This window comes from Bradyrhizobium sp. JR3.5 (genome assembly GCF_054057015.1).
Genome location: NZ_JBSRYV010000002.1, coordinates 1,131,123 through 1,155,072 on the forward strand (window position 1 = coordinate 1,131,123; position 23,950 = coordinate 1,155,072).

At 64.2% G+C, this 23,950-nt stretch carries 24 protein-coding genes and 2 pseudogenes; 14 read left to right on the forward strand and 12 right to left on the reverse strand.

Going from position 1 to position 23,950, the window contains the following annotated elements; genetic code table 11:
- Positions 1-63 precede the first annotated feature (63 nt).
- Entirely contained in the window at positions 64-1,152 is a 1,089-nt protein-coding gene (locus tag ACVWW1_RS22175; RefSeq protein ID WP_456657427.1) for an IS630 family transposase, read from the reverse strand.
- A gap of 220 nt (positions 1,153-1,372) precedes the next feature.
- Between ACVWW1_RS22175 and ACVWW1_RS22180 the strand changes: the two genes are divergently transcribed.
- Entirely contained in the window at positions 1,373-1,771 is a 399-nt protein-coding gene (locus ACVWW1_RS22180; RefSeq protein WP_456660648.1) for a recombinase family protein, read from the forward strand.
- 157 nt (positions 1,772-1,928) lie between these two features.
- Positions 1,929-2,297: a hypothetical protein gene (locus tag ACVWW1_RS22185; protein WP_429032199.1), complete on the forward strand. Its 369-nt coding sequence runs from the start codon at positions 1,929-1,931 to the stop codon at positions 2,295-2,297.
- On the opposite strand, the pseudogene ACVWW1_RS22190 reads toward ACVWW1_RS22185, so the two are convergent.
- A pseudogene (locus ACVWW1_RS22190) lies at positions 2,242-3,601 on the reverse strand (tyrosine-type recombinase/integrase). The gene ACVWW1_RS22185 and the pseudogene ACVWW1_RS22190 sit on opposite strands and share 56 nt — an antisense overlap.
- Positions 3,602-4,057: 456 nt before the next feature.
- On the reverse strand, positions 4,058-4,408 hold the full coding sequence (locus tag ACVWW1_RS22195) for a hypothetical protein (protein ID WP_456657428.1): 351 nt from the start codon (positions 4,406-4,408) through the stop codon (positions 4,058-4,060).
- Positions 4,409-4,588: 180 nt separating this feature from the next.
- Between ACVWW1_RS22195 and ACVWW1_RS22200 the strand changes: the two genes are divergently transcribed.
- The gene (locus ACVWW1_RS22200) at positions 4,589-4,960 is read left to right on the forward strand and encodes a DUF4118 domain-containing protein (protein ID WP_176529532.1); all 372 of its coding nucleotides are present in this window, start codon (positions 4,589-4,591) and stop codon (positions 4,958-4,960) included.
- 68 nt (positions 4,961-5,028) lie between these two features.
- Here the strand turns inward: ACVWW1_RS22200 and ACVWW1_RS22205 are convergent, their stop codons facing one another.
- Positions 5,029-5,169, reverse strand: coding sequence for a hypothetical protein (locus tag ACVWW1_RS22205; RefSeq protein ID WP_171947715.1), 141 nt, complete (start codon positions 5,167-5,169; stop codon positions 5,029-5,031).
- 180 nt (positions 5,170-5,349) lie between these two features.
- Here ACVWW1_RS22205 and ACVWW1_RS22210 point away from each other — a divergent pair, with 180 nt between their 5' ends.
- On the forward strand, positions 5,350-5,586 hold the full coding sequence (locus tag ACVWW1_RS22210; RefSeq protein WP_456657429.1) for a hypothetical protein: 237 nt from the start codon (positions 5,350-5,352) through the stop codon (positions 5,584-5,586).
- A 392-nt stretch (positions 5,587-5,978) separates the two neighbouring features.
- Here ACVWW1_RS22210 and ACVWW1_RS22215 read toward each other — a convergent pair whose 3' ends face one another.
- Both ACVWW1_RS22215 and ACVWW1_RS22220 read right to left on the reverse strand, forming a co-directional pair.
- Entirely contained in the window at positions 5,979-6,515 is a 537-nt protein-coding gene (locus tag ACVWW1_RS22215) for a hypothetical protein (protein ID WP_456657430.1), read from the reverse strand.
- 151 nt (positions 6,516-6,666) lie between these two features.
- Positions 6,667-8,214, reverse strand: coding sequence for an acetolactate synthase large subunit (locus ACVWW1_RS22220; RefSeq protein WP_456657431.1), 1,548 nt, complete (start codon positions 8,212-8,214; stop codon positions 6,667-6,669).
- A gap of 222 nt (positions 8,215-8,436) precedes the next feature.
- On the opposite strand from ACVWW1_RS22220, the pseudogene ACVWW1_RS22225 reads away from it, so the two are divergent.
- The 5 genes and pseudogenes from ACVWW1_RS22225 to lspA all read left to right on the forward strand — a co-directional run bounded on the left by ACVWW1_RS22225 (position 8,437) and on the right by lspA (position 13,063).
- Positions 8,437-9,010, forward strand: a pseudogene (locus ACVWW1_RS22225) (L,D-transpeptidase).
- 93 nt (positions 9,011-9,103) lie between these two features.
- Positions 9,104-9,904: a DUF2927 domain-containing protein gene (locus tag ACVWW1_RS22230; protein ID WP_456657432.1), complete on the forward strand. Its 801-nt coding sequence runs from the start codon at positions 9,104-9,106 to the stop codon at positions 9,902-9,904.
- A gap of 422 nt (positions 9,905-10,326) precedes the next feature.
- Positions 10,327-11,358, forward strand: a complete 1,032-nt coding sequence (locus ACVWW1_RS22235) for a MerR family transcriptional regulator (protein ID WP_456657433.1) — start codon at positions 10,327-10,329, stop codon at positions 11,356-11,358.
- Positions 11,359-11,435: 77 nt separating this feature from the next.
- Positions 11,436-12,431 carry a LysR family transcriptional regulator gene (locus tag ACVWW1_RS22240; RefSeq protein WP_176529524.1) on the forward strand — a complete coding sequence of 332 codons (996 nt, stop codon included), beginning with the start codon at positions 11,436-11,438 and terminating at the stop codon, positions 12,429-12,431.
- A gap of 116 nt (positions 12,432-12,547) precedes the next feature.
- Positions 12,548-13,063 (forward strand): signal peptidase II, encoded by a 516-nt coding sequence (gene lspA, locus ACVWW1_RS22245; protein WP_456657434.1) that lies wholly within the window; start codon positions 12,548-12,550, stop codon positions 13,061-13,063.
- Between the two features lie 9 nt (positions 13,064-13,072).
- On the opposite strand, the gene ACVWW1_RS22250 is transcribed toward lspA, so the two are convergent.
- A complete protein-coding gene (locus ACVWW1_RS22250) occupies positions 13,073-13,285 on the reverse strand; it encodes a hypothetical protein (protein ID WP_207832269.1) in 213 nt (70 codons plus the stop codon).
- A gap of 422 nt (positions 13,286-13,707) precedes the next feature.
- Between ACVWW1_RS22250 and ACVWW1_RS22255 the strand changes: the two genes are divergently transcribed.
- Positions 13,708-14,856: an ABC transporter substrate-binding protein gene (locus tag ACVWW1_RS22255; protein WP_456657435.1), complete on the forward strand. Its 1,149-nt coding sequence runs from the start codon at positions 13,708-13,710 to the stop codon at positions 14,854-14,856.
- 206 nt (positions 14,857-15,062) lie between these two features.
- Here the strand turns inward: ACVWW1_RS22255 and ACVWW1_RS22260 are convergent, their stop codons facing one another.
- The 5 genes from ACVWW1_RS22260 to ACVWW1_RS22280 form a co-directional block, all read right to left on the reverse strand.
- On the reverse strand, positions 15,063-15,251 hold the full coding sequence (locus ACVWW1_RS22260; protein WP_456657436.1) for a hypothetical protein: 189 nt from the start codon (positions 15,249-15,251) through the stop codon (positions 15,063-15,065).
- 1 nt (position 15,252) lies between these two features.
- Positions 15,253-15,699 carry a class I SAM-dependent methyltransferase gene (locus ACVWW1_RS22265; RefSeq protein WP_456657437.1) on the reverse strand — a complete coding sequence of 149 codons (447 nt, stop codon included), beginning with the start codon at positions 15,697-15,699 and terminating at the stop codon, positions 15,253-15,255.
- Positions 15,700-15,848: 149 nt separating this feature from the next.
- Positions 15,849-16,094: a hypothetical protein gene (locus tag ACVWW1_RS22270; protein ID WP_456657438.1), complete on the reverse strand. Its 246-nt coding sequence runs from the start codon at positions 16,092-16,094 to the stop codon at positions 15,849-15,851.
- A 29-nt stretch (positions 16,095-16,123) separates the two neighbouring features.
- Positions 16,124-17,248 (reverse strand): M48 family metallopeptidase, encoded by a 1,125-nt coding sequence (locus ACVWW1_RS22275; RefSeq protein ID WP_456657439.1) that lies wholly within the window; start codon positions 17,246-17,248, stop codon positions 16,124-16,126.
- 4 nt (positions 17,249-17,252) lie between these two features.
- On the reverse strand, positions 17,253-18,401 hold the full coding sequence (locus tag ACVWW1_RS22280; protein ID WP_456660649.1) for a DUF898 family protein: 1,149 nt from the start codon (positions 18,399-18,401) through the stop codon (positions 17,253-17,255).
- 311 nt (positions 18,402-18,712) lie between these two features.
- On the opposite strand from ACVWW1_RS22280, the gene ACVWW1_RS22285 reads away from it, so the two are divergent.
- From ACVWW1_RS22285 to ACVWW1_RS22300, 4 genes are all read left to right on the forward strand, one after another.
- The gene (locus ACVWW1_RS22285) at positions 18,713-19,072 is read left to right on the forward strand and encodes a hypothetical protein (RefSeq protein WP_456657440.1); all 360 of its coding nucleotides are present in this window, start codon (positions 18,713-18,715) and stop codon (positions 19,070-19,072) included.
- Between the two features lie 239 nt (positions 19,073-19,311).
- Positions 19,312-20,583: a cytochrome P450 gene (locus ACVWW1_RS22290; protein WP_456657441.1), complete on the forward strand. Its 1,272-nt coding sequence runs from the start codon at positions 19,312-19,314 to the stop codon at positions 20,581-20,583.
- A gap of 177 nt (positions 20,584-20,760) precedes the next feature.
- Positions 20,761-22,035 (forward strand): cytochrome P450, encoded by a 1,275-nt coding sequence (locus ACVWW1_RS22295; protein WP_456657442.1) that lies wholly within the window; start codon positions 20,761-20,763, stop codon positions 22,033-22,035.
- 62 nt (positions 22,036-22,097) lie between these two features.
- Positions 22,098-23,933, forward strand: coding sequence for a methyltransferase domain-containing protein (locus ACVWW1_RS22300; RefSeq protein WP_456657443.1), 1,836 nt, complete (start codon positions 22,098-22,100; stop codon positions 23,931-23,933).
- The last annotated feature ends 17 nt before the right edge of the window (positions 23,934-23,950 follow it).

Here is a 23,950-nt window from a genome sequence, read left to right on the forward strand (position 1 = left end):
CCACGTCGGGCTGAAGGGCACGATGAATGCCCTGTTCCTGAAAGACCTAGTGTTCTGACTCATTCATTTGCATCCCGCTTTTGCGATGGCGAGCGCTTTTTTGGCTCGGCGGTGCTTTGCGAGGATGGATTTGGCGCTGGCGATCCACTTGAAGGGCTTTGGGTTTTGGTTTCGATGCTCGATCCACTCGTCAATCGCGGTCTTGAGTTCGGTGACGTCATTGAAGGTTCCTCGCCGGATGCGCTGGCGAGTGATTTCGGCGAAGAGCCGCTCGACGAGGTTGAGCCAGGAACAGGATGTCGGCGTGAAGTGCAGTGTGAAGCGTTTGTGTCGCGCCAACCAGCGCTTCACGGCCGGTGTCTTGTGGGTGGCGTAGTTGTCGAGGATCAGATGCAGATCGAGATGTGCGGGCGTCCGGCGGTCGATTGTTTTTAGAAACGACAGGAACTCGTCTGCCCGATGGCGTGCCAGACATTCGCCGATGACGGTACCGGCCGCCACATCGAGCGCGGCGAAGAGTGTTGTGGTGCCGTTGCGCTTGTAATCATGGGTCATCGTGCTGGCACGGCCCTTTTTCAAGGGCAAACCCGGTTGCGTGCGGTCGAGTGCCTGGATTTGGCTCTTCTCATCGACGGAAAGCACCAGCGCCTTCTCCGGCAGATCGACGTAAAGGCCGACGATGTCCTCGACCTTCGCGACGAAGTCGGGATCGTTGGAGATCTTGAAGCTGCGCACGAGATGCGGCTTGAGGCCGTGTTCGGCCCAGATGCGCTGCACGCTCGTGTGGCTGATGCCCATTTCTTCCGCCATCGATCGCACGCTCCAATGCGTGGCATTGGCGGGACGCTCCTTCACGGTCTTCTCGACGACCTTGAGCTTCATGGCAGCGCTGAGCGGCTTTCGGCCAGGCGGCTTGGAGCGGCCTTTGATCAGACCATCGACGCCGGCCTCGGCAAAATAGTCCTGCCAGCGCCAGACGGTGGTCTTCGAAACCCCGACCTCACGCATAATCGCCACGACGCCATGACCGTCCGCCGTCATCAGCACGATCCTCGCTCGCTTGGCGATCTTCTGAGCCGTGTTTCCATCGACGAGCAGTTGCTCCAGTTCCCTGCGAGCCTTGCGATCAAGTACAATCAAGTCATTTCCCATCCCGCGAGTGAATCATGTTCGCGACAAGCTGGGATTCAAATGTCAGTGACAGAACACTAGCGGACAAGACGCGTCGGGGTCTGCGGGGTCGCGTCGCGCACGGTAAGTCCGGCGGGGGCTGTGCTTCGGATATGAAGTCGTCAAGCAGTTCACTGCCGGCGGCGAGCCAATCCGCGGCGATCGAACGATAAACGAAGCCGAAGCGGCTGTCGTCCGGCGCATCTTCACAGATTACCTCTGTGGCAAATCCTCGCGCACAATCGCCTTCGAACTAAACCGCAAGGGTGTGCCTGGACCCCAAGGCGCCGAATGGGGACCATCGACCATTCACGGCAATCCAAAGCGCGGCGTTGGCATTCTCAACAACGAACTCTATGTCGGCCGCCTTGTGTGGAATCGGCTTCGCTACCTGAAGGACCCAGATACGGGCAAACGGGTTTCTCGGCTAAACCCCGAATCCGAGTGGGTGATTCTGCACGTTCCCGAATTGCGCATCGTCGATCAGGATACCTGGGACGCTGTGAAGACGCGTCAGCAGACGCTCGCCTACGAGCCCTCGGCCCCGGCGAGAACAAGCTTAACGACCGTCGGCGACCCAGGCATCTCTTCGCCGGTCTAGTGAAATGCGGTTGTTGCGGCCTCGTGGCAAAGGCAACGATTCGTCCCATTTGTACGCCACAGCTACCCCGCCGCAATATCTGCGCTCTCGATCCCTTTCTTGCTCGAAAAGCCTCGAGCCTAATGCCCCAGACCCGATCACGGTTCAGGGCAAAGGCATGAGCGGCAAGGACCAAGCGAATCGGATCGAGGGATTACGGGCGCCAGATAGTCTGAAAATGCCGCTCGCGACGAAGCGCCATCGCAAGAACCGTGGCATGCCGCCGCCCGCGACATTCGATATCGATACGCTGCCGGGCAGCTCCAACTTGACCGCATTAGAGGCGGCAGCGGTCATCCGGCGCACGCCCGGTGCACTTGAGCAGTGGCGGCGCGACCCGAACCACCCGCTGAAATGGCGCTACGTCGATGGCCGGCCACTCTATCGTGTCGATGCAGTGCGTGACTATCTGGCCAAGTGCGACAAAACCACTAAGACCCCTCAGCCGCATAATGCTCACGGAGACGCCCGAGGAGCTCGGCCTTGATCGGGTCAAGCGGATTCGTCCGCTGCAGGCGCACGATTTTGCCGACCGCTTTTCGCGCCGACCAACTCCGCAATGTAGTCGTGAGCCGCTTCGAACGCCATCTTGCGGATGATCCACTGTTCGTCGTGATTGTAGACCTGATCGATTCCACTTGGCTTTTGCCCAACACACAGCCGCTGGATTTCGTTGTCGTAGCCACAGCGTGACATGATCGTGCGCAAGCTGCGCCTTAAGTCATGCATGGTGAACTTGGCGACGCTCGCTTCCTTGACCAGGCGGTTGACCATCTTTGTGAAGCCGGACATCTGGCCGCCGGTCTTTGGTGACGGGAAGACATAATCGGAGGTTGCCCGCTGGAAATGTTTCGCGGCCGCGAGCACCTCGTCAACGAGATGGGTCCGCGGCACGTCGTGGTGCAGGCCCATCTTGGTCCATGCCGCATCGAAGGTAATGCGGTCATCCATGATGTGCTTTCGCCACTCGATCATGGTTGGTTCGCTGCGACGCGGGCCACCGAGTAGGCACATGCGTGTCAATAGCCCAAAAGTCCCGAGCTTGCCGGACGCATGCCAGACTTTGATGATCTCCTCATCGGTCAGCGCGCGGCCCTTCGTTCGACGCCCGACCCTCTGCGCACGGGTTTCTTTGGGCGCGCGATAGCCGGCGAGGACGTTGTGCTCGACGTAACCTTCGCCGACGCACCATTCGAGGAAGGTGTGCGTGTGCTTGCGCAGGTCCTTGGCTGCGCCTCGCTTGCCGGTCTTGGCGATCCTGTCAACCGCCGCCATGATTTGCCGTCGCGTCAGCTCGGCGATGGCGTGGCCGAAATGATCCTTCAGACCGCGTTGCAGCGCCGACATGGCCGGTTTCCAGTTGACGACCTGGCGTCCGGTCAGGGACGTTTCGTAGGGGCCATCCTCAATGATCAGGGTCGCCAGCGTGGTGTACTGCTTCTTGGCCAGCTGTTGCCGCTTTGCCTCGCGTTTAGCGTCGTTCGGATCGACCCCAATGACCACCTCGCCGGCGGCGACGGTGGCAGCCTTGCGCGCGGCCTTCTCATTGAACTTGGGCCATGCGCCCAGCGTCTTGCGTTGGGTGCCTCTCGCCCCAGGCTTGGTGAACAGGAAGACCCAGGTCCGCCCACCAGTCGCGCGCATCCTGATGGCAAGCCCCGGCTGCTCTGTGTCGTGCAGATAGTGCTGCGATTTGCCCGGCGGCAGCGTGGCTGCGCGTATCGCCGCGTCAGTGAGCCTCAGGTAGTTCGCCGTCACCTCGGCTCTGAGACCCTTCTCGTTGTTTTCCATCGTTTGTGCCCTTACTCTTTGTGCCCTGGGACACGCTGAGAGAGATCCAAGAAACGGATCACAAACCGTTCCCCCAACGTTCCCAGCTCTGTTGTGCCCCATGGGAAAATTCACGAGGGGCACGGCCGGGACATACAAAATGTACCAAGGCCAGCTATGGCCTCCTAGGGGCCAATATGGCCACAAGTCCATGTTCTGCAAGGACTTTCAAAACTATACTATGGCGTGATTAGGTTGGCTATGGTCTACAGATTGTGGTTCACACGGGAGAGGTCCAAGGTTCGATCCCTTGTGCGTCCACCATTCCCCTTCCTGAACCGCCGGTGGCGGACGATTGTCGACATTCTGCTACCCTTCGGGACCGCGCCTCATCAAAAATGTCGAAAACAACCCCATGCAAAGTAGCCAACGCAAGCCGTAGCGGCGCTTGACCGCCGTTCGTCGCGCCGTTCCGGTTCACTGCCGGTGGCGGTTCGGTGCGGATGACCGCTTGGCGGTGCGTCGGCCGAGTTCGCCGAGCAGGTCGCGAACCGCGCCGTCGAGTTCGTCGGGTGGGGTGGCGCGACCGGCCTGCCGCGTGCCGGGCGGCTGTCGCAGGTTACCGGCGGAGATGTCGTCGTTCGCGGCGAGGAGCGCGTCGGCGTCATCATCGTGCCGTCTCCGTGCCCAATGCCGCGCGGCGCGAACCTTCGGCGCGTGAACGCCGAAAGGAGACCGCCGTCTGCGGCGGGAGATCAGCTCGCGCACGCCGTACCCCGCCACGAACCCGATCCCGGTGACCAGCACGACAATCAGAAATTCCAGCATTGTGTCGTCCCACCATCACCCTGCCGCAATGCAATAAGCGCGACAATGCGGCAGCGGCTTGACCGGGACGGTTCCTTTTCACTGCGCCGAGCACAACGCTGACCCTCGGAGTCCTACGGGGTTTTGTTTGCAGGCCTCCTCGGCTACCTTCCCGGAACTCGCGGAGGCCGGGACGTCTCGATGCGCAAGGGCAACGACTACATTTTGAAGCTGCGGCCGTGGTCATTGTCGACGTTCGTCGTCGCCCTGCTGGCCGTGGTGCTCGCCACCGCGACGCAGGAGATGTTCGCAAGCTTCGGCATGCAGTTCTATTTCGCGGCCTTCGTGCCGGCGATCCTGATCGCCGGGCTGATGGGCGGCGCGCCGGCCGGCGCCTTTGCCACCATCATCACGGTACCGATCGTGTGGTGGGTGTTCATGCCCCCCTACTTCGAGTTCGCCTGGCCGACGGCCGACGATTATGACAGCCTCGCGACGTTCCTGCTGTCGAGCGCGCTCTTGCTCGGTTTCTCTCAGCTCTACCGGGAAGCGCTGGCCATTTTGCGGAAATAGCTGACCGGCGCAGGCCGCGAGCACCCGCCGGCGCCGGCAAGCCGGTTGCCTGCGCGGATCGTTCGCCCTCAGATCCCGAACATCCAGACCGCGACGATGGTCGCCAGTGTCGCCAGCCCGCTGATGGTCCAGCCCACCGTGTAGAAGGTATCCTCGGGGGCGGTGTCGAGCACCGTATTGGTGGTTTCCGTCATTGACCGCCAGCGCATGGCGTCTCTCCTCGGAGCTCCTGCCCAGCGACATAACGCGGCTCGCGGTTCCCGGTTCCGGCTCTTTCGCGGCGACTGCGCCGTTCACGCACAACTCACGGACTGCTGATCGGGGTCGCGGAACCTGCGACATTCTGTCCCGTTGAGGGTCGCCGGAAACCAACTTGGGAGAACCATCCGATGCGAACACTGATCCTCGCCGCCACGGCGCTTGCCTTCGTCTCGTCCACCGCGCTCGCGCAGGACAAGGCCGGCAGCAGCCCGGCCCCCGCAGCGCAAAGCGGCGACACGGCGACCAAGGGCGAGGCGACCAAGATGGCGCCGAAGAAGAAAGCCAAGAAGAGCGCAAAGAAATCGAGCGCCAAGGGAGGCAAGGCTGGCGCCGCCACGACCGGCGACGATGCGGCCAAGCAATAAACAGAAACAATCGCGGTAGCCGATCACGGATCTGGCGATCACGGAAAAGGCCGCCCCGAAGGCGGCCTTTTTGCTTGCTGTCTCGGTGCGGATGCCGCCTCGCCCGTCGCGTCGCGTCGCGATCAAATGCGCCGACCGCTTGGGGCAGTGATTGTTGGGCAAGCCAAAATTGAACCAGTGAGAATTGAACCAGAAAATTAAAGTGCGGGAGAGGGAGCGAAAGAGGCGCAGAGCCGATAATCCGCACCGCCATCGGATCGTTCTGAAAATTGACCACCAGCTCCAGGAATTGCTCCACCTCCCGCACCTTTTGTTGTGACGCGCGTGCAGCGGCAACGCATGATCCAAACGGGCTATCACTGCGATGCAGAGCAAGATTCATCGCGATAGAGTCAATGCTGGGCACCATCGTCGCGCCTGCCCGCGAGCCCGCTCTCGCGTATGCGCTCCGCAAACCAGCGCGACGTGGCGCTGTCGATGGCGCCGCCGGCATAGACTTCGGAATGGCTCACGCCGTGCTGTCCGATGATCACCAGAACGCCCATTGCATAGGCAAACCAGACATTCGGATCGGTCAGCGCCTGCAGCTTGCGCTGATCGTGCTCGAGCGGCTGGTGGTTGCTGTCCTTGCGCAGCTCGATGGCCAGGAGATTGTTCGGGATGTCGCGCTGATGCACGACGATATCGGGATAGATCGACTTGCCGAGATGGTCATCGGTCGAGCTCCCCGAGCCGCGCGGCAGCCGCAGCGTGCGCTCGCCGAGCCGATCATAGTTGCAATCGACCTGCCAGCCGGGAAACTGCCGCTCGACATAGACAGCCAGCCGGTGAGTAAGCGTTCGCTCGCCGAGATCGCGCTCCAGCAGGAACGTTTCCCGCGCGTAAAACTCCTGCACGGCGGCGATCACCTTGTTCAGCTCGGTCTGCATTGGCGCCTCCGACTGGACTAAAGCGCGATGAGATCAGGTTGATCCATCATCGCGCCTTAGCTTTTTGTCTGAGCATGATCTTTTCGGAAAACCGCTTCGCACTTTTCCGGATCATGCTCGGCCGCCGCCGCGGCCTTTTCAAATCATGCTGTTACATCTGCACTTCGATCAGCCGCGGGCCCGGCTCGGCGACGGCATTAGCCAGCGCCTTGTTGAACTCGTCGGCATTCGTCACCGCCACCGCCGGCACGCCCATGCCCTTCGCGAGCGCGACGAAATCGAGCGTCGGCCGATCGATCTTCAGCATGTCCTGCGCCCGCTTGCCTGGCTCGCCGGCGCCGACGCCGTCGAACTCGCCGCGCAGGATCTGATAGATCCGGTTGGCGAACACGATGGTCACGACGTTGAGCCCTTCGCGCGCCTGCGTCCACAGCGACTGGATAGTGTACATCGCGCTGCCGTCGCCCACCATGCAGATCACCTTGCGGTCCGGACAGGCAACAGCGGCGCCGGTCGCGACCGGCGTCGAGAAGCCGATCGAGCCGCCCATGTTCTGCAGCCAGTCGTGCGGCGCGGCCGCCGCCGTCGGCGGGAAGAAGCCCCGGCCGGTGGTGACGGACTCATCGACCATGATGGCGTTCTCGGGGATCGCGCACGCGATCGCCTGCGCGATCGTGGTGTGGTTCAGCGCGCCGGTCGGCTTGACCAGCTCCTGGTGCTGCTGCGGCCTAACGTCCTGCGCCGTCGCATGCAGCGCATTGGCGAGCGCCCCGAGGGCTGCGACCGAATTCTCGCCCCAGGCGGTCATGCGATGCACCTCGCAGCCTTCCGCCTTCAGCATGCTCGGCTTGTTCGGATAGGCGAAGAACGCCACGGGATCGTTGGCCTCGACCAGCACGATGTGACGGAAATTCTTCAGGATCGGCAGCGCTTGCTCGATCACATAGGGGATGCGGTTGATCGAGAAGCGGCCGCGGCCGCGCGCCATGCGCGGGTGATAGGTCTGGCCCATCACGGTGCAGCCGGTCTTGCCGGCGATGCGCTCGGCGAGCGCCAGCCCCTGCTCGGTCAGCGCGCTGCCGGTGACCAGCAGCAGCGTGTGCGCGGCATCGCCATGCAGGATTTTTGCCGCGGTGTCGACCGCCTGCGGCGAATAGCTCGGCCGCTGCGTATCGACAGCCACCTCGGCGATGCCGTCGGCCTCGTTCCAGGCGGTGTCGGCCGGCAGGATCAAGGTTGCGATCTGCGGCGGCGCGCTCTTGGCCGCGGCGATCGCAGCCGCGCCATCGGCGGCGACTGACTTGGCATCGGGTGACGTGCGCACCCAGGACGACATCGGCCGCGCCAGGCCTTCGATATCGGACGTCAGCGGTGCGTTGTAACCGATGTGGTAGGTCGCGTGCTGGCCGACGATGTTGACGATGCCGGAATGCGCCTTCTTGGCGTTGTGCAGATTGGCAAGGCCGTTGGCAAGGCCGGGCCCGAGATGCAGCAGCGTCGAGGCCGGCGTTCCCTTCATGCGGAAATAGCCGTCGGCTGCACCGGTCACCACACCTTCGAACAGGCCGAGCACGCAGCGCATGCCGGGGACCTTGTCCAGTGCCGCGACGAAATGCATCTCCGAGGTGCCGGGATTGGTAAAGCAAACGTCCACGCCGCCTGCGACCAATGTCCGCACCAGACTTTCCGCACCGTTCATGCTCACGCTCCCGTTTCGAGATGTTCTTGAGGTCGCTCCAGATCAACCATTCTTCATCCGCTTCGTCAAAGGTTTGGCCGGACAATGCAGCTATCGCTTCCGGTCTGTTGCCTTTTTAAACCGTCTTGTTCGAAAGTGCCTGAAGTCACGGCTTCGTCGCTTGCGAAAGGCCGGCGATTGTGGCCTTTTTGGCTGCATATTTGATTGTTCGCGAGGACGACGATGCGCCCGATTGCCGTGATTTTTGCCGCACTCACGATCCTGGCAGGTGCCGGCCAGGCCCACGCCCAGTTCTTCGACTCCCGTGGCTACCAGACCGAAGCCCCGAGCTTCTTCGGCGGTGGCGGCGCGAGCCCGATCCCGCGCACCACCGTCAACTACCCGACCAACTACGCCCCCGGCACCATCGTGGTGAACACCGCCGAGCGCCGGCTCTATCTGGTGCTGGCGAACGGCCAGGCACTGCGCTACGGCATCGGCGTCGGCCGCGACGGCTTCCGCTGGGGCGGAGTCCACCGCATCAGCGCGAAGAAGGAATGGCCGTCGTGGACGCCGCCGTCGCAGATGCTGCGCCGCCGCCCCGATCTGCCGCGCCACATGGCCGGCGGCATCGAGAACCCGCTCGGCGCACCGCGCGATGTATCTCGGTTCGACGCTGTACCGTATCCACGGCTCCAACGAGCCCGAGACGATCGGCCAGGCCGTCTCGTCGGGTTGCTTCCGCATGACCAATGACGACGTCAAGGACCTCTATGATCGGGTCTCGGTCGGCACCACCGTCGTGGTGAAGAACTGATCGCGTCGATTTCAACGGAACCAGGCGCTTCCATCCGGCAAGATCGCTGATCCCGCCTTGCGCTGCCGCGCGCATTGCGGCAGCGTGATTCGAATGCGCCAACCTTGCTCGCCGATCCTGCTGCTGCTCGCCGCGGCGCTCACCACCTCGCTCACCGACGCCATCGTACCGGCGACGGGCGCAGAGATTCCGGCCATCGCCTCGCGCCAGCGCAACGAAAAGAAGGTCTTCACCGACGCCGAGATCGTCGAGGGCTTTCTTAAAACCGCGTTCGGCGCCGAATATCATCTCGCCGGTCGGGTCGACCGCATCCGCAAATACGACAGACCGGTGCGCGTGTTCGCCGACGGCAACCGCGCCGACCGCAAGGTCCAGCTCGCCAAGGTCATCGCCGACATCCGAGCCAAGGTGCAGCATCTCGACATCGCGATGACCGATAACAACGACGCGGCCAATGTCGTGGTCAAGCTGGTGCGCGACCGCGAGCTCTACCGCACGATCGCGATCTTCTACGGCCAGGAGCGCGCCAAGGAGATCCGCACCTCGCTCGACCCGCAATGCCTGTCCGGCTTCCGCAAGAACGAGAATTACGAGATCGAGCATTCCGACGTCATCCTCACCGTCGACAATGGCGATTTCGTCTTCCTCGACTGCGCCTATGAGGAGCTGTTGCAGTCGCTCGGCCCGATCAACGACACTGCGACCGTGCCGTGGACGATGTTCAACGACAGCGTCTCGATGGGCTTTTTCGACGTCTACGACCAATACCTGCTCAATCTGCTCTACGACCCCCGCATCAAGCCCGGCATGAACGTGCAGGAGGTCAAGGCCGCGCTGCCCGAAGTCCTCACCGACGTCCGCGCCTGGGTGGCGAAGGTGAACCATCTGGAGTGAGGGCGGGCCGCCGCAATAGGCAGGGATGCCGCAACACATAAAACTGTCGTCCCGGCGAAGGCCGGGACCCAGGATTGGCTTGGTGAGGAAAGCTGTGGCCCCAGCGTCGCGCAACAATCACCTTCAGTGGTAATGGGTCCCGGCTTTCGCCGGGACGACACTGAGTTTGTGGTGCCGCTTGTGAGCCATACTTCCGCATTCTCGCGACATCTTTTGCCCGAGTTCTGCATCTCGTTCCGCCCTCTCCTCGAACAGAGGGCGTAGGGAAAGCCGGGTGCCGATTGCACCCATGGGTCCCGTGCAACAAACGGCGTGCTCGCCTCACTGTCATTCCGCGACCTGGGGACGGCCACCCTGCCCGCTTGACCTTGCCCCTGCGGCCGCCTCCATAGAAGCGCGGTCAGACGACGCGAGGTGATTCGATGAATGCTCCTGCTGCCCGTTTCCTCAGTCCGTCCGAAGCTGCAAGGCAGCTCGGGATCTCGGCGAAAGCGCTGCGCCTCTATGAGGAGCGCGGCCTGATCGCACCCGGCCGCACGCCGGCGGGATGGCGCGCCTATGGTGCGGCCGAGATGGCGCGCGGCGCCGAAATCGTCGCGCTGCGCGCGCTCGGTCTCAGCATCAATGAAGTGGCGCGGATCCTGAGCGGCGACGCCGTGATCCTCGATCGCGTGCTGGCCGCGCATGAGGCCACGCTCGAAGCACGCATCCGCCAAAGCGGCGACAGCATCGCCAGGGTGCGCCGGCTGCGCGCCGACCTCGGCCGCGGCAAGATGCCCGCGACGTGCGATCTCATCGGTGCGGTCAGGGTACGGCCCGCGATCGGCGTCGCGTTCGATCTGCCGTGGCCGTGGGGCGGCGAGCGCTTCGAACTGCGCGACATCAAGCTGCTGAACTACATCGTCGGCCCGCTCGGCAGCGGCAAGACGCGCCTCGCGCAGCGGCTCGCCGACGTGCTGCCCGACGCCGGCTTCGTGGGGCTGGACCGTGCCGCCGACGGCGGCGCGGCCGTTCGCGCGCGGCTCGATGCCGACCCGGCGCATAAGGCGAGGGTCGAGGCGAGCCTTGCCGTCCTCCTCGCCGACGGCGCGGTGGACTCAGCCGCACTGACCGCCCTGCTCGCCGCTCTCGAGGCCAATGGCGACGCGATCCTGGTGATCGACATGCTCGAGCAAGGGCTCGATGCGGCCAGCCAGGAAGCCGTGATCGCGCATCTGCGTCGCCGCGGGCCCGAAGCGCGGCCGCTGTTCTTCCTCACACGCTCCAACGCGATCCTGGACCTCGACGCGGTCCGCGACGACGAAGCGATCATCCTGTGCCCCGCCAATCACAGCCGGCCGATCTGCGTCACGCCCGTGCCCGGCGCACCCGGCTATGAGGCGGTTGCGACCTGCCTTGCCTCGCCGGAGGTGCGCGCGCGGACCGAAGGCATGGTTGCGTGGCGGCCATCCTGATTTCTCGCATTGGTTGTATTATAATCACGCGACAAGGTCGGATGCACGGCAGGAAAAGTGTGCTATAAGCTCACGCAATGAGCGAGCTTCCCCGTACCCAGGCCTTGCGTTGCTTCATCACGGTTGCCCGTGAGGGCACTGTATCGCGCGCTGCAGCGATGCTGAAACTGACCCAGCCGGCGGTCAGCCTGCAACTCAAGGCGCTCGAGGAAAGCACCGGGCTGCAGCTGTTCAACCGCACCCCCGGCGGCTTCACGCTGACCGAGGCCGGCGCCGCGCTGCTGCCGCTGGCGCACCGCGCGGTGGCCGCCGCATCCGACTTCAAGGCGATGGCGGACTCGCTGAACGAGGCGCAGCGCGGCACGCTGCGCGTCGGCACCATCCTCGATCCCGAATTCACCCGGCTCGGGCCGTTCGTGCGCAGCCTTGCGATGTCCTCGCAACGCACCGAAGTGTTTCTGCGCCATGGCGTCAGCGACGACGTGCTGGCGCAGGTCGGCCGGGGCGAGCTCGACGTCGGCTACTATGTCGACGCCACGCCGCCGGAGCAGCTCAACCATCACAGCTTCGCCGAGCGGACCATCGCCGACGGCCGCTACCAGCTGGCGCCGCTGCTCAGCTACCACTACCGCGTGATCGCGCCGATCGGCTGGCGGGACCGGGTGATCGGCAAGGACTGGGCGGAGCTTGCCGAGCTGCCCTGGCTCGCGACACCGCCGCATTCCGGTCACCGGCGACTGCTCGACGACATCTTCCGTCCGCTCGGCGCCTTGCCGAAGCGGGTCGGCTACACCGATCAGGAAGAGGCGATGATCGACTTCGTCGAATCCGGGCTCTGCCTCAGCCTCGCGCGCGACAGCGTGCTGGCGCCACGGATGGCGCGCCCGCATCAGTTCGTGGTCTCCGACAAAGTGAAGCTCACCTGCGATCTCTCTTTCGCCTGCCTTGCCGCCCGCCGCCAGGAGCCGGTGATCGCGCACGCCTTCGCGGCCGTGCGCGCGGTGTGGAACATCAAGCCGGCGATCGCCGGCGCCGGACCGACGCGAACGCGGAAGGTCGCGAAGAACGTGTAGGCGGCGCGCGGTCCAGGGGCCGCACTCTGCGAGACGCCACGTGAATTCGCCGACAATGCAAGTTGAGAGTAGCGATCAGCCCATGGCCGAACGACAGCGGAGCGAGAGACCGTTTCGTGAGAAGATATGAAAGCTCTCGCATCGTCGCGTTCTGCGTCGCATTGGCGATGCTGGCGCTGGATCAGCTGACAAAGCTTTGGGCCCTTCGATCGCTGGAAACCGGCGCCACCGTCGAGCTGCCCGGCCCCGTTGATCTCACCCTCGTGTTCAATCGCAGCAACGCATTCGGTCTCGTTCCCGACTACGGTGCGTTGTCGCGGTGGGCGCTCGCGTCCGTCGGTCTTGCCGCAGCGGCGGCCCTGCTCGGATCGATCCTGCGGCGATCGACATCGACCATCAACGCCTTCGGATTCGCCTTGATCGGCGCCGGAGCCGCCGGAAATGCCCTCGACCGTCTTCGATTGGGTGCCGTCGTCGACCTGTTCGATGCCTCGAAACTTCGATTTGTCTGGATTTTCAACACCGCCGACGTTTCAATCGATTTGGGGATCGCGCTTGTCTTGCTTGCTGCGCTCCTGCCGTCGTTGGAGGCGCCCAAGGCAAAGGCAGAGTCAGACCACGGCAACAACTAGATCGATATCCTAGGCTGCGACGACCAGCGGCTGCGTCATCTCCGCGATTGTTGGCACCAGCGACGGCGCCTCACAATCCTGCAGAGCGAGTTCGTTCACGAGCTCGCGCAGCCTTGGCGGCAGATTGGTGTAATCGTCGCGCAGCACGTAGCGCAGTCTCTCGCCAATCTCTTCGCAGATGGCGCGCGCGTGCTCCGGCGCGATCGGATGATGCTCAATCATGGACGTGCACCGCTTGCGACGGCCGCGCGCCGTCCGCCTGCACGCCTGCACGCCTGCAACCACGGATCCCGCATACCGAGATGCGATCAAGACGAGGATCCGAACAATGCTGAACATGGTTCGTACTCCCTTTTCCCGGCCATCAATAGCAGGAGGACACTACCGTCCGATTAGGGAAACTGGTTCCCGCGGCCTTTAAGGGATTGGTAAACGTGAGGTTCACGACTGCGCCGCAGCCGGATCGAAACCTGCGGGATGGGGTCGGCTTTCCTGAAGGCGCGAGCCCTTCCCGGGCGCCACCCGGATGTCCCCAATCAGGGGGACAGACGGATCAGGCGGAATCAATATGATGCGAAACCGGAAGCCGGTCGGCTATCATCGCCGGCGCATTATAGAAGAAAGACTTGCTGGGAGGATTTGCAATGAAGCTGGCCATGGCCGGACTCTGGGTACTCGCGGGCGTGCTTCTGATCGCGCCGGACGCGCGTGCCGACATCAAGGTCGGCGTCGTGGTGTCCGCATCCGGGCCGGGCTCGGCGCTCGGCCAGCCGCAGATGCGCACCATCGCGGCGCTGCCGAAGGAGATCGGCGGCGAGAAGGTGGTCTATATCGCCCTCGACGACGAGTCCGACCCGACCAAGGGCACGCAGAATGCCCGCCGCCTCGTGATCCAGGACGGCGTCGATATCCTGATCGGCTCCTCGCTGACCCCCGTGACCATGCCGATGCTCGACGTCGCGTTCGAATCCAAGACGCCGATCATCTCGCTGGCGGCGGCGACCGCGATCGTGCGGCCGATGGACGACCGCCGCCGCTGGGCGTTCAAGGTGGTCCCCAATGACGATCTGATGGCGGCGGCGATCCTGAAATACATCGCGAAATCCGGCATCAAGACGCTCGGCTATATCGGCGTGTCCGACGGCTATGGCGAAGGCTACTACAATGAGGTGTCACGGCTGGCACCCACGCTCGGCCTCACCGTCACCACGCATGAGGTCTATGCGCGCGCCGACACCAGCGCGATGGGCCAGGCGCTGAAGGTGATCGCGACCAATCCGGAGGCTGTCTTCATCGCGTCCGCAGGCACGCCGGCGGTGCTGCCGCAGGAGGCGCTGCGCAGCCGCGGCTATGCCGGCAAGATCTTCCAGACCCACGGCGTTGCGTCGGAGGAATTCATCAAGCTCGGCGGCGCCAATGTCGAGGGCGCTGTCTTCACCGGCGAGGCCTTCACCATCGCCGACGATCTGCCGGCGAGCGATCCGTTCCGCCAGGCGCGCGACGCGTTCGTGACGTCCTACGAGAAGGTCAACGGCTCGAGCCCGAACATCTTCGGCGCGCATCTGTGGGACGCCGTCACGCTGTTCAAGCGGGCGGCGGCGAGCGCGCTGAAGACGGCGAAGCCCGGCACGCCGGAATTCCGCGCCGCGCTGCGCGACGAGCTCGAGCGCGGCAAGGACGTCTACCTCAACAACGGCCTCTCGACGATGAGCCCGACCGACCACAATGGCTATGACGAGCGGTCGGCGTTTCTGATCAAGGTCGAGGCCGGCAAGTTCAGGCAGGTGAAGTAGAGGCTCGCGACCGGCTATACGATGATTTCAGGTTGAAACCGCGTCAGGTTTTCCATGATCCGAGCCGACGCCAGGTTCGACGGCACCGCGGAGGGAGTGAGAGCAATGAGCGGTTCGCATGATGCAAGCTGCTCTCTGCCTGCCGACGATCGACCGCTGGCCATTGCGTTGGCTGCGCCGTCTTTGGACTGTGCCAGGCGGCGTCATCACCTCTTGCGCGCCACGATGTAGGGGCGGTGATCGTCGCCCTTCGTCGCATGGTTCTCTGCAGCAACGATCTCAAACCCGCCGGCACCCAGGAACTCGCGCAGTCTCTCGGACGTGAACACGCCTGCATGGGGCGCCATTCCGATCGCGCGCATCGCCGGCAGCACAAGCCGCACCAGCGGGTTCATCTCACCGACACAGGGCGTCTTGGAAATGAAAACGCCATCTGCCGCCAGCAGCGCGTGAATCCGGCAGAGAGTGCCATGCAGGTCCCCGAACCAGATGGAGGTAGTTGAACCCCAGGATGGCGTCGAACGCTCCAGCATCGACCGCAGTGGTATCGACGGTCGCGACCCGGAACGTCAGACCCCGGATCGGCGTCGTCGCGTGCTTCTCATTGGCGATCGCAATCATCTCCGCCGAAATGTCGGTGGCGAGATAACTCTCGACGTCGCCCGCGAGCCGGAGCGCCGTGGTGCCGGTCCCGCAACCGAGCTCCAGCACACGATCGCTGGATTTCAACAGTGCGCGGGTGCGGTCCAGCGTGCGCTCATATTCGGCCGGCGCTGCGATCGGCCGCGCGGCATATTTGCGTGCAGCCCGGTCCCAGAAGCGGGCGTCGCTTTCGATGGTCAAGACGGGCAAATCCTCCGGGCACGCGCGGGCTCGGAGACCATGAGCAGTCTGCACCCACTCGGGTCAATTCGGTCAAAATGTCGCGCGACCGAGGGAAGCAATGGCCCGCTCAGTCCTACCCAAATTCCCGGCTGCCTGAGCTCATCGCGCTAGTCGCCGCCCCGGCGCCAGCGCGGCGGCTCGCCCTTCCACCAGCACACGCCGGTGAGCAGGACGCTCAGCACGACGACATAGGCGATGAAGCGTGCCGGAGAATGCGGGAGGATCGTCGCTGCGCCGACGGCGATCAGCGCGACAAAGCCCGCGAGAACCGACCAGCCTTGCCAGTTGTTCGGAGGTCCCCAGCCCCAGCCGTAGCGCTTGGCGGGAAACCAGTATCTGTCGTCACGCGGCATGGGACTGCTCCAGTCCGCAATCCCCTGCTTCACACCTTGCCCTTGCCCGATCCGCAGATGCCCTTCAGCGCCTGCCATTCGGCGGACGACAGCAGCGGCTGGCCGTTGGCCGAGCCGGCGGCATCGGCCTTGTCCATGCGCGCGAGGCGATCCTCGGTCAGCGGATGGCTGGCGACGAGCGAGAGCCCCTTGCCGCCTTCCTTGCCGGTGACGCGGAACATCAGTTCGCCCATCGGCTTCGCCGGACGGCCGAGCTTGTGCATGGTCTCGATCGCAAAGCTGTCGGCATTGGTCTCGGCGTCGCGCGAATAGGATGACGTCACCAGCGAGCGCGAGGCGAAGACCAGCGCGCCGGACCCCGTGATGTCGCCGAACAGCAGCCCGATCAGGAACGAGGTGCCGCCATTGTGGATCAGCTCGCGCATGCTGTCGCGATGGCGGAGATGGCCGAGCTCATGCGCCAATACGCCGGCGATCTCGTCGGGGTTCTCCGCCTTCTCCAATAGCCCCTCGAACAGATAGACCTTGCCGCCCGGCAGCGCGAAGGCGTTCGGCACCGAGGTCGCCAGCACGCCCGACTGAACCGAATTGTCGAGGCCCGCGGTCTCCCGCAGCTTGCCGACCAGCTTCTCGAATGCCGCCTGGCCGGCCGCGTTGCTGCACGGCTTGCCGTCGAACACCACCATGACCTGCGCTTCCGCGACGTCGCCGAGACGCCGCTCGAAGGCATCGGGCACAAGCGGCGTCAGCCGCTCGGCGGCGAGCGGCACGCCGAACAGCACCACCAGCACGATCGACGCCGCGGCCGCGAGCGACCAGCCGACGATGCCCGCGACGCCCTTGCGGTTCGGCAGGTCCTGCTCGAGCCTGTCGCAGCGCGCGACCAGCGCGGCCATCAGCTGCGCGTCGCGGATTTCGAGCCGCGCCAGAGCCGGCGCGGTCAGGCAGCTCAGCCGCAGCAGGCCGGCCGGGCTGTCGGCGCGGCGGATGTCGGCAAACGCCCAGCGCGCGAGCAGTTCGCCGCCTTCCCCGATCTCCAGCGCATCGGACAGTTTGAGCGCGACGATGCGCCGGCGGTTCGATGCACCGTCGAAGAATACCGCGTCCGGGACAGGCGGCGCCGCCGAATTGGCCGGGCTGACATCGGGTTCCATGGCGCTAGAATCCCGCGACGTCGAGGCCGTCGGCAAAGCCTTCGCCGAGCGCATTGGCGAGCTCGCCGCGCGCGGTGACGTTGGCCGCCGCCTCGATGTTGTGCACGATGGTCGACGACAGCACCCGGACCCAGAGATCGCGCATCAGGTAGACCCGCATCACCACGTTCATCGCCAGCGCAAGGGCAAGATAGCCGATGCCGAGCAGGACCATCAGGGGAATGCTCCTGGCGAACGCCTCGGTCCTGAAGAAGTCCGCGATCGAGGAGCCGTCCATGCTCGCGGCCAGGAAGATGCAGAGCGCGAGATAGGCCGAGAACAGCGCACCGAGCAGCACGGCCCAGCCGATCACCTTCCAGTACAGCCCGATCAGCGCGCTACGGCGCATGGTAGATTCCAGCCTGACCCCGCCGAAGCGGATGCCCGACAGCCACCAGCGCCACTCGATCGCCTTGAACGCGGCATAGGCGAACGGGCCGAAGACCGAGACCAGCGCGAACGGCATCAAGAGCCAGAGCCACCAGCCCCGCTTGAAGAAATCCCAGCCGCGGCCCTCGAACGAACCCTGCAGATCGCCGTAATAGGAATGCCGCATCTTGTAGCGCTCGAGCGCCGCCTCGCGCCAGGGCAGCGCCAGGCCGAGCGTGATCACGACCAGCATGCCCCATAGCGAGGCCTTGAGCGCATAGATCCAGCCCGAGCCGCTCATCCAGAAGCGGATGCCGCGCCACACCGTGCGAGTCAGCCGATAGCGCCGCGCGCGGTAGATCGCGAACTGGCCGAACAGATAGAAGAAGGCGACCAGCGGCAACGAGGCGAACGCCTTGAGATGCTCGGCCTCGATGCCGATCAGGAAATATCCGAGATAGATCGGCATCAGGATCGCCAGCGCAACCAGGAAACCGATCAGGAGCTCCTTGCCGCGGCCGGTATATTCCGGCGCATCGCCGTCGATCAGGGTGTTCGACCAGAGGTGACGGCGGATGTCGGTGGTGAGCCAGAACCGATAGAAGCCGAGCGTGACGAGCTCGAGCCCGGCGCCGCGCGCGACCAGGCGGAAGAACTCGTTCCGGCTCCCGGAAAACGCCACCGGCATCGGCGGCGGAACCGGTTGCGGTGGCGGCTGCGGCGGCCCCGGCGGGGTCCAGCTCATGTCGTTCACGGGATAGCTCCAGGACGGGACAATCTCTGCGCATCAAAAGCACAGGTTTGTCGCTGCGAGTGTGATCCAGGTTTCACAGGAGGTCGAGAGCGCGGGCCGCTTTTGGCTGGGTGGGGTTGGCTTTGCCTTAACGGGACTGCTGGAGATCGGCCGCAAGCCGAGCTGCCGCCCTTTTTCCCACCCCGAGGTCACCAGCTTCCCACCCCGAGGTCACCAGCGTCGAACCCAAAGCGGGAATTTGCCGACTTAACCGACAAGCCGAACGGCAAAGACGCCGCCGCAAGCGCGAGGAAAGCTTGGCGATGAACAGATGGATCTTGGCGGCGTGCTTCCTGGCGCTCACGGCGGCTCCCGCGGCTGCCGTCGACGTGCGGCTGGATTCCTATCGCAATCCGAAGAATGAGAACTTTCGCATCTTCAATCATATGTACCTGGACGGCGTCAGGGGCGGCCTGATGGCTTCCAATGCCTGGTTGAAACGGCATGGCGGCCAATTGCTGTTCTGCATGCCCGACACCCTCGCGCTGACCAGCGAGCAAACCGAAGAGATCATGCTCAAGTCGGCCGACAAGCGGTCCGCGAAAGGCGAGATGGTGGTCGCTCTCCTGCTGTTGTGGGGCATGCAGGACACCTACCCCTGCGAAAAGCCCGGCACCCAATAGACAGTCCCCGCACCGTTCGCACCTGCCGCCTAACCAAATCAAACGCCGTTTCAAACAGCGTTGGTCGCCACCTCGCCCCCTCCACCGGCGAAAAGCCCGGATTCGGCCGCTTTGGCCTGACATCAATGCGGCCAAATGCGCGTTGAGAGCCCTTGCGCAAACCGCGGAATGAGAATGTAATTCGGTAAAACATGCCGCGCCGGCGATGCCCCGGCCGCGAAACGGTTGAGGAGCCGCTCATGCACGGGACCATCGATCTGGTCGACGACACCAATCTGGATGCCGCACGCGAACGCGCCGACACGCTTGCGCTCGCGGACTACGATCCCGGCCATCCAGAGCTGTTCAAGACCGATACCTTCTGGCCGTATTTCGATCGGCTGCGCCGCGAGGATCCGGTGCACTACTGCAAGGATTCGATGTTCGGTCCGTACTGGTCGATCACCCGCTACAACGACATCATGGACATCGAGACCAACCACGCGGTGTTCTCCTCGGCCGCATCGCTCGGCGGCATCACCATCCGCGACGTGCCGCCGGATCTGCGCCGCGAAAGCTTCATCGCGATGGACCAGCCGCGCCATTCGGCGCAGCGCAAGACCGTGGCGCCGATGTTCACGCCGACGCACCTCGACGAGCTCGCGATCAATATCCGCAACCGCTCGACCGAGTGCCTCGACAATCTGCCGCGCGGCGAGGCGTTCGACTGGGTCGACAAGGTCTCGATCGAGCTGACCACGCAGATGCTCGCGGTGCTGTTCGATTTCCCCTGGGAGGATCGCCGCAAGCTGACGCGCTGGTCCGATGTCGCGACCACGCTGCCCGGCGCCGGCGGCCTGGTCGCCACCGAGGACGAGCGGCAGGCCGAACTGATGGAATGCGCGACCTATTTCGCAAGGCTCTGGAAGGAGCGCAGCAACCAGCCGCCGAAGAGCGATCTGCTCTCGATGATGGCGCACAGCGACGCCACGCGGAACATGGACCCGAAGAATTTCCTCGGCAACCTGATCCTGCTGATCGTCGGCGGCAACGACACCACGCGCAACACGCTGTCCGGCAGCATCTACGCGCTGAGCAAGCATCCGGAGCAATACCGCAAGCTCAAGGAGAACCCGGCGCTGATCGACAGTTTCGTGCCCGAGGTGATCCGCTGGCAGACGCCGCTCGCCCATATGCGGCGCACCGCGCTCGCCGACTTCGAGTTCCGCGGCCGCCAGATCAAGAAGGGCGACAAGGTCGTGATGTGGTACGTCTCGGGCAACCGCGACGAAGAGGCGATCGAGAAGCCATACGAGTTCCTGATCGACCGCGCCCGGCCGCGCACTCACATCTCCTTCGGCTTCGGCATCCACCGTTGCGTCGGGCTGCGTCTCGCCGAGCTGCAGCTCAAGATCATCTGGGAGGAAATCCTCAAGCGCTTCGACACGATCGAGGTGGTGGAGGAGCCGCAGCGGGTGTATTCCAGCTTCATCAAGGGCTACGAGACGCTGCCCGTGCGCATTGCCGCCTGACGCGTGACGATTTAACTCCCTCTTCCGCTTGCGGGGGAGGGTTGGGGTCGGGGTGTCGCCGCAAGTGACACTCTTCGCATGGAGAAAGCCCCCACCCGGATCGCATCTTCGATGCGATCCGACCTCCCCCGCAAGCGGGAGAGGTGGAAGTCAGAAAATTCACTGGAGCTAGCTGAGATGAACGTCCAGACCGCCATCCGTGCCGACCGGGCCGAGCTGCTGCGCCAGGCGCGCGAGGAAGCCTATGCGACGCCCCTCAGGGATTTTCACCCCGGCGCGCCAAAACTATTCCAGAACGACACGTTGTGGCCGTGGTTCGAGCGGCTGCGCAAGGAAGAGCCGGTGCACTATTGCACCAATGCGCCGATCGAGCCCTATTGGTCGGTCGTGAAGTACAACGACATCATGCATGTCGACACCAGCCACGGCATCTTCTCCTCCGACTCCACGCTCGGCGGCATCTCGATCCGCGACGTGCCGCCCGGCTATGACTATCCGAGCTTCATCGCGATGGACCAGCCCAAGCACGCCCATCAGCGCAAGACCGTGTCGCCGATGTTCACGCCAACGCATCTCGACGAGCTGGCGAAGCTGATCCGCCAGCGTTCGGCGAGCGTGCTCGACAATCTGCCGCGCAACGAGACCTTCAATTTCGTCGAACGCGTCTCGATCGAACTGACCACCCAGATGCTGGCGACGCTGTTCGACTTCCCCTGGGAAGAGCGACGCAAGCTGACGCGCTGGTCCGACGTCTCGACCGCGCTGCCGAAGAGCGGCATCGTCGATTCGCCGGAACAGCGGCGGCAGGAAATGGACGAGTGCTACGCCTATTTCTCAAAGCTGTGGAATGAGCGCGTCAACGCCCCGCCGAGGAACGACCTGCTGTCGATGATGGCGCACAGCGACGCCACCCGGCACATGGACCCCGACAATCTGATGGGCAACATCATCCTGCTCATCGTCGGCGGCAACGACACCACGCGCAACACCATGAGCGGCTCGGTGCTGGCGCTGCATGAGCATCCCGACCAGTTCAGGAAGCTGAAGGAGAACCCCGCGCTGATCGACACCATGGTGCCGGAGGTGATCCGCTGGCAGACGCCGCTCGCGCATATGCGGCGCACCGCCCTGCAGGACACCGAAATCGGCGGCAAGACGATCAGGAAGGGCGACCGCGTCGTGATGTGGTACGTCTCCGGCAACCGCGACGACGAGGTGATCGACCGCCCCGACGAGTTCATCATCGATCGCCCCCGGCCGCGCATCCATCTGTCGTTCGGCTTCGGCATCCACCGCTGCGTCGGCATGCGGCTTGCCGAGCTGCAGCTCAAGATCGTCTGGCAGGAGATGCTGAAGCGCTTCGACCGCATCGAGGTGGTCGGCGAACCGAAGCGGGTCTATTCCAGCTTCGTGCGCGGCATCGAGAACCTGCCGGTGCGGATCCCGGGCTGAGCCTCGAGCCGTTGCGGCGCGCTGTCCGGCAGCATCTTGCAGTTTGGGCCAGTTGACGGAACATGAACCGAAAAGAACGGCGTGCGGCCGGTAAGCGACGGGACGAGTCCGCCGGAAACGCACCCGCTTTCGGCTCCGCAGGCATCGGCATCGCCGATCTCGCCGCCGAGGCCAGCCGCTTCTACGGCATGCGCCGCTTCAACGAAGCGCAGGAGATCTGCCGGCAAATTCTCGCGCGCGAACCTGGCCATGTGCAGAGCCTAAATCTGCTCGGCCTGATGGCGCAGGCCGTGGGTGATCACCGATCAGCCGTGAAGACGTTCGCGAAGGCGATTGCCTCCGACGCGGTCAACGCCGCCTGCCACTACAACGCCGGCAATTCGTACCAGGCACTGGGCAATCGCGCCAAGGCCGCCGCGCATTTCAGCAAGGCGCTCGCGCTCGGCATGGATGCGAAGGCCGTCGGCTTCATCATGCAGAGCCCAACCGTCACCGCCTATATCGGGCGGATTGCCGGCAAATGGCCGCTGCCGGTCACGAGCGCCGAATTGTTCGGCACTGACAGCGTCGCCCGGCTTGCTCGCGACCTGTTCCTGTGCGCCGCGATGGAAGCGACGACGCTGGCAAGCATGCAACTCGAGATGCTGCTCGGCTATGCACGGGCCGCGCTGCTGCGGCGCGCGAGCGATCAGGACGCAGCAGACGACGAGATCGTCGGCTTTGCCTGCGCGCTCGCCCGGCAATGCTTCATCAACGAATATGCCTACGGACAAAGCCAGGCGGAAGGCGAACTCGCCGGCGCATTGCGCGATCGATTGCTGCAAGACCTCGCATCGGCGGCCGCGATCGCACCGATCACGCTGGCGGTGGTGGCGGCCTATTTTCCGCTTCATGCCCTGCCTGGGACGGACGCGCTGCTGCGGCGGGACTGGCCCAAGGCCGTAGCCGGCCTGTTAAAGGTACAGCTTCGCGAGCCGCGCGAGGAAATGGCAGAGCGCAGCGCCATTGCGACGCTCACCCCGATCAAGAACGACGTATCCGTCGAAGTGATGCGCCAATACGAGGAAAATCCCTACCCGCGCTGGACCATCAACCCGCTGACGGCATTCGCGGCCGATCGAGCGCGGGGACGAACCGTCGCGACCGCAGAACAGCAAGCCAAGCTGGACATCCTGATCGCGGGTTGCGGCACCGGCTCGCACGCGATCCAGATCGCGCAGGTCTATCCGAATGCCCGCGTGCTCGCGGTCGACATCAGCATGGCCAGCCTCGCCTATGCACGCCGCAAGACGCGGGAGCTGGGCTTGCACAACATCGAATATGCGCAGGCGGATATCCTGGAATTGGGCGCGATCGGTCGCACCTTCGACAGCATCGAGTCGGTCGGCGTGCTGCACCATCTGGCCGAGCCTTTTGCCGGCTGGCGCGTACTGGTCTCGCTGCTGCGGCCGGGCGGCACGATGCGCATCGGCCTGTACAGCGATCTGGCCCGCCGCGTCATCGTGGAGGCCCGCGCCCGCATCGCCGCGCGCAATTATCGCACCACCGCCGACGACATCAGACGGTGCCGCCAGGACATTTTTCGCGAAGCCGAACAATGGAAGCCGCTGATCGGCGCCAAGGATTTCTACAGCATGAGCGGCTGCCGCGATCTGCTGTTCAATGTCATGGAACATCGCCTGACGATTCCCGAGATCGCGGCATTCCTGAACGAGCACGGCCTGTCGTTCGGGGGGTTCGAGCCATTTGACGACCCGGCGGTGCTCGACCAATTCCGCAAACAGTTTCCGGGCACGGCCGACGAGACCAACCTGGAGCAGTGGCACCGCTTCGAGGTCGAGCACCCCGAGACGTTCTGGGACATGTACGTCTTCACGGTCGGCAAGAACGTGCGCTGAATCGTTTCGGCTCGACC